Consider the following 3,317-nt stretch of genomic DNA (forward strand, 5'->3'; position numbering starts at 1 on the left):
CAGATGGGGTGGACGGCCTCCATGCGACATCAATGTGCCATGATGAGGTCGGAAGACCATTCAGAGGAGACCGCCCGGATGAAAGTTACCATAATCGGCCTGGATATCGCCAAGTCTGTTTTTCAAGTGCATGGCACGGACGCAAGCGGAAAATGTCTGCTCAAGAAGAAACTCGGGCGGAGTGAAGTTATCTCATTCTTTGAAAAGCTGGAGCGCTGCCTGGTCGTACTCGAAGCCTGTAGCACGTCGCATCACTGGGCTCGTGTCATCCGTGACACCGGTCATGAGGTAAAACTCATTCCCCCTGAAATGGTCAAACCATTTGTCAAACGTGGCAAGAAAAACGATGCTGTTGATGCCGCCGCGATTTGTCTTGCCGCGATCCATCCCGACACGCGCTTCGTCCCGATTAAAAATCGGGAGCAGCAAAGCCTGTTATCGCTGCACTCAACTCGTACCCTTCTGGTCAAACAGCAAACGATGCTGGTGAATGCGTTGCGTGCACTTGCAGCGGAATTCGGTTTGATTGTTCCCCTTGGAAATGCCCGTCTCCCCGAACTTCTGGCGAAAATCGAAACCTCATCCAATCTGCCTGATGCCCTGAAACAGACAACCATGCTGCTCTTTGAACAGTATGGTCGACTGAACGAAAGCATAGAAAACCTGGAAGGAGGTATCCGGACACATGCCAAACAGGATGAAGATGCTCGCCGTCTTTTGACCATCCCGGGCATTGGTCCGGTAACCGCCTCCCTGATTGTCGCGTCTGTTACCGATATTGGGGCCTTCGATACGGCCCGGCACTTCGCAGCCTGGCTTGGTCTCGTACCGCGCCAGCATTCATCGGGCGGAAAAACCCGATTGGGCAGAATTACCAAAACGGGCAACCGGGAAATAAGAAAGATGCTCGTTCTGGGCGCAACATCCATGCTTTACCGCGCACAGAAATGGGATAGCGCTGCGGGAGTATGGCTTTGCAAGCTTCTGGAACGTCGCCCGGGCCGTCTGGCAACCGTGGCGTTAGCCAACAAGCTGGCCCGGATCATCTGGGTTTTGTTGTCGCGCAAAGAGATCTATCGTCCGGCCGGTCGCAGTGTCGCTATAGTCTGACATGTACCACCAGGATGATGGATACCGGAATAAGCTCCGGTAGATCCGGCAGTATGCACTGACCGCGTGATGGGAAAGACTGTAATCAGAAGCAGTTCAGGCAATACCGAATGTCCCCATGTGCCATTGAGCACGAGATCCAGATTGGTGCCTGACACGCAAGCGAACACCCATGATGGCCAGCGAAGGATTTCGCATAAACAGGCCGGACATAAGGGCGCATCTGACCGGATCTCCACATCATGACAGTATCAGTGCATTTCGCTGGAGCGAAAATACGCAGAAGAAAGATACGACAATGCAATCAATGTGACCTCTTGCATCGTAAAGGCCGTCCACATAAGCGGGACATGGACAAACCATCCGTGCGGGCCGGACAGGCAGGTCAGCCCAAAGGAGCCACCTGACCTTGCATATCTCTCAAGGTGTCCACGGTCCGACAGGGGGAGGTGGCCGGTGCTCAGGTCGAGGAATTTCCGGATCTGGAACGGCGCTAACATCGGGTTTCTCCCTGCTGGAGGATGAGGCGGGTCAGACCGGCCCGGCGCTCTCGCCGAATGCACCAGCGGGCAGGACCCATTGTTCGGGGGATGTGAGGACACGGCCACGCCAGCGGTGGCAGAGCGCGCGGCGCACCAGATCCGGGTGCCGGCGCACGGGGCCGTAAACCGTGCCGCCATTGGCCAGCGTGCCGAGGTCCCGGTCGCGTAGGATGGTGCAGCCAAATGCGCGTTCCCACTCACACAGCCGGGCGAACCGATCCGGGTCCATGTGCCGCAGCGTTGCAGCCTGATCAGCAGACATGAATACACATGTCAGGCAGGACAGACGGCCAAACCCGAGCTGATAGGGAAGCGGCGGGATCACGCCATGCCGACGCAGGATCTGCCAGACAGCCGCTTCACTCCAGGCATGTACCGGCCGCCAGTGATCGATATGCCGTCGGATCCGACCATCACGACAGTCTGCCAGGTGCCGCTCAAAGACAGCGTAACGGGCACGGTTCGCGGATTCCGCCGCACGTTCTCCAGTTACAAACAGGGTCCGGGCATGACCGAAACGCGCCTGGTTCCGCAGGGCGCCATCCGCAACCATGATCTTGGCGTATGGGGAGCACCAGCGGACCGACAGGTTCGCCGAAACCTGCGGGAAGCGGCGGCGTGTATTGGGCGGTCCCTTGCCACCGACAGTGACCCGCCCTGTTGGCGTATCGAACCAGACCGGTGCGGTCGGCGCATTCTCGCGCAGCATTTCCCGCACGATCCCGCCCTGGCGCGCGGAGAAATACAGCCTGACGTCAAGGGCCGCAGCCAGATGCCGCCCGTAATCGGGCACATGCGGCCAGTCAAAAACGTCCCCGTCATCGTCCACAAGATGATGCCACCACTCGATGCGCTGCGGCGCCACGCCCTTTTCGAACAGGTGCAGCGTACTGGCGAGGGAATCCTTGCCAAAGGAACAGGCGACGATGACGTGATCATAACACGCCAGATCAGGTCTCGCTCCAGGCTCCGGCGGGACAGTTCCCTGGCGAGATGACAGGCTTGCGGGCGCCATGGACATTCTCCTTGTCTGGATGTCTTCTGGCGGTCCGAAGGGATATCGCGGGTCAAACGCGGCGCGTGCACCGGCATCGCAGGCCCGCGGAGCGGGACAAGAGCCACCGTTTGAGGCGCGATGGCCCTTCGGGCATATTTTTTCCTGTTTCTTCCTGCTTTTCCTACGCGTCCGCGTTCAGGTATTCGTGCAGATACCGGCGCAGCAGCACGCAGGCTGCATGGCTGTCCCACTCACCGTCATCCGCAAGGACACGATCCATCACTCTGGCGAGAACGAAGGCTGCCTCTCGGCCCGGGCTGAAAACAAGGGAAAACCCAAACTGTCCCTGCAGCACGCCAGTTCCCGCATCGTGGACCATGGCCACGATCTCGCCATGGACGACTTCCTCGACCTCAAGGTCCACTTCCTGGCCGTCAGGCAGAATAGTGGTCCGGATCCCGTCAGAGTCCACACTGTCGGGGACCGCATTGAGGACGATCCGCGCAGCCGCCTCGGCGTCCGTCGCCGTGACCCTGAAATCGCCGGCATCCGCTTCAAACAGGCGCTCAACCAGCGTGATACGAAAATCAGGCATTGCCGTCCTCCCTTGCCAGGACAAATTCGCTCAGTGTCTTGGCTTCCCGCCATGGGCAGTGCCACACCATCAC

The 3,317-nt window shown here is 58.8% G+C and carries 4 protein-coding genes; 1 reads left to right on the forward strand and 3 read right to left on the reverse strand.

What is annotated here, in order from left to right; genetic code table 11:
- The first annotated feature begins 78 nt into the window (after positions 1 to 78).
- On the forward strand, positions 79 to 1,110 hold the full coding sequence (locus GEU01_RS20360; protein WP_014106769.1) for an IS110 family RNA-guided transposase: 1,032 nt from the start codon (positions 79 to 81) through the stop codon (positions 1,108 to 1,110).
- A gap of 251 nt (positions 1,111 to 1,361) precedes the next feature.
- Here GEU01_RS20360 and GEU01_RS27810 read toward each other — a convergent pair whose 3' ends face one another.
- The 3 genes from GEU01_RS27810 to GEU01_RS20375 form a co-directional block, all read right to left on the reverse strand.
- Positions 1,362 to 1,610 carry a DUF5983 family protein gene (locus tag GEU01_RS27810; RefSeq protein ID WP_019087509.1) on the reverse strand — a complete coding sequence of 83 codons (249 nt, stop codon included), beginning with the start codon at positions 1,608 to 1,610 and terminating at the stop codon, positions 1,362 to 1,364.
- Positions 1,611 to 1,641: 31 nt separating this feature from the next.
- A complete protein-coding gene (locus tag GEU01_RS20370) occupies positions 1,642 to 2,673 on the reverse strand; it encodes a phosphoadenosine phosphosulfate reductase domain-containing protein (protein ID WP_019087512.1) in 1,032 nt (343 codons plus the stop codon).
- Positions 2,674 to 2,830: 157 nt separating this feature from the next.
- Positions 2,831 to 3,244, reverse strand: coding sequence for a hypothetical protein (locus GEU01_RS20375; protein WP_019087511.1), 414 nt, complete (start codon positions 3,242 to 3,244; stop codon positions 2,831 to 2,833).
- Positions 3,245 to 3,317: the final 73 nt, after the last annotated feature.

Origin of the sequence: Komagataeibacter europaeus LMG 18890 (assembly GCF_000285295.1) — a bacterium.
In the GTDB taxonomy this organism is placed as follows: domain Bacteria; phylum Pseudomonadota; class Alphaproteobacteria; order Acetobacterales; family Acetobacteraceae; genus Komagataeibacter; species Komagataeibacter europaeus.

Bases quoted from the DNA above. Each gene is read 5' to 3' on its own strand.
- GEU01_RS20360 (WP_014106769.1), top strand. From the start codon at position 79: ATGAAAGTTACCATAATCGGCCTGGATATCGCCAAGTCTGTTTTTCAA.
- GEU01_RS27810 (WP_019087509.1), bottom strand. From the start codon at position 1,610: ATGTTAGCGCCGTTCCAGATCCGGAAATTCCTCGACCTGAGCACCGGC.
- GEU01_RS20370 (WP_019087512.1), bottom strand. From the start codon at position 2,673: ATGTCCATGGCGCCCGCAAGCCTGTCATCTCGCCAGGGAACTGTCCCG.
- GEU01_RS20375 (WP_019087511.1), bottom strand. From the start codon at position 3,244: ATGCCTGATTTTCGTATCACGCTGGTTGAGCGCCTGTTTGAAGCGGAT.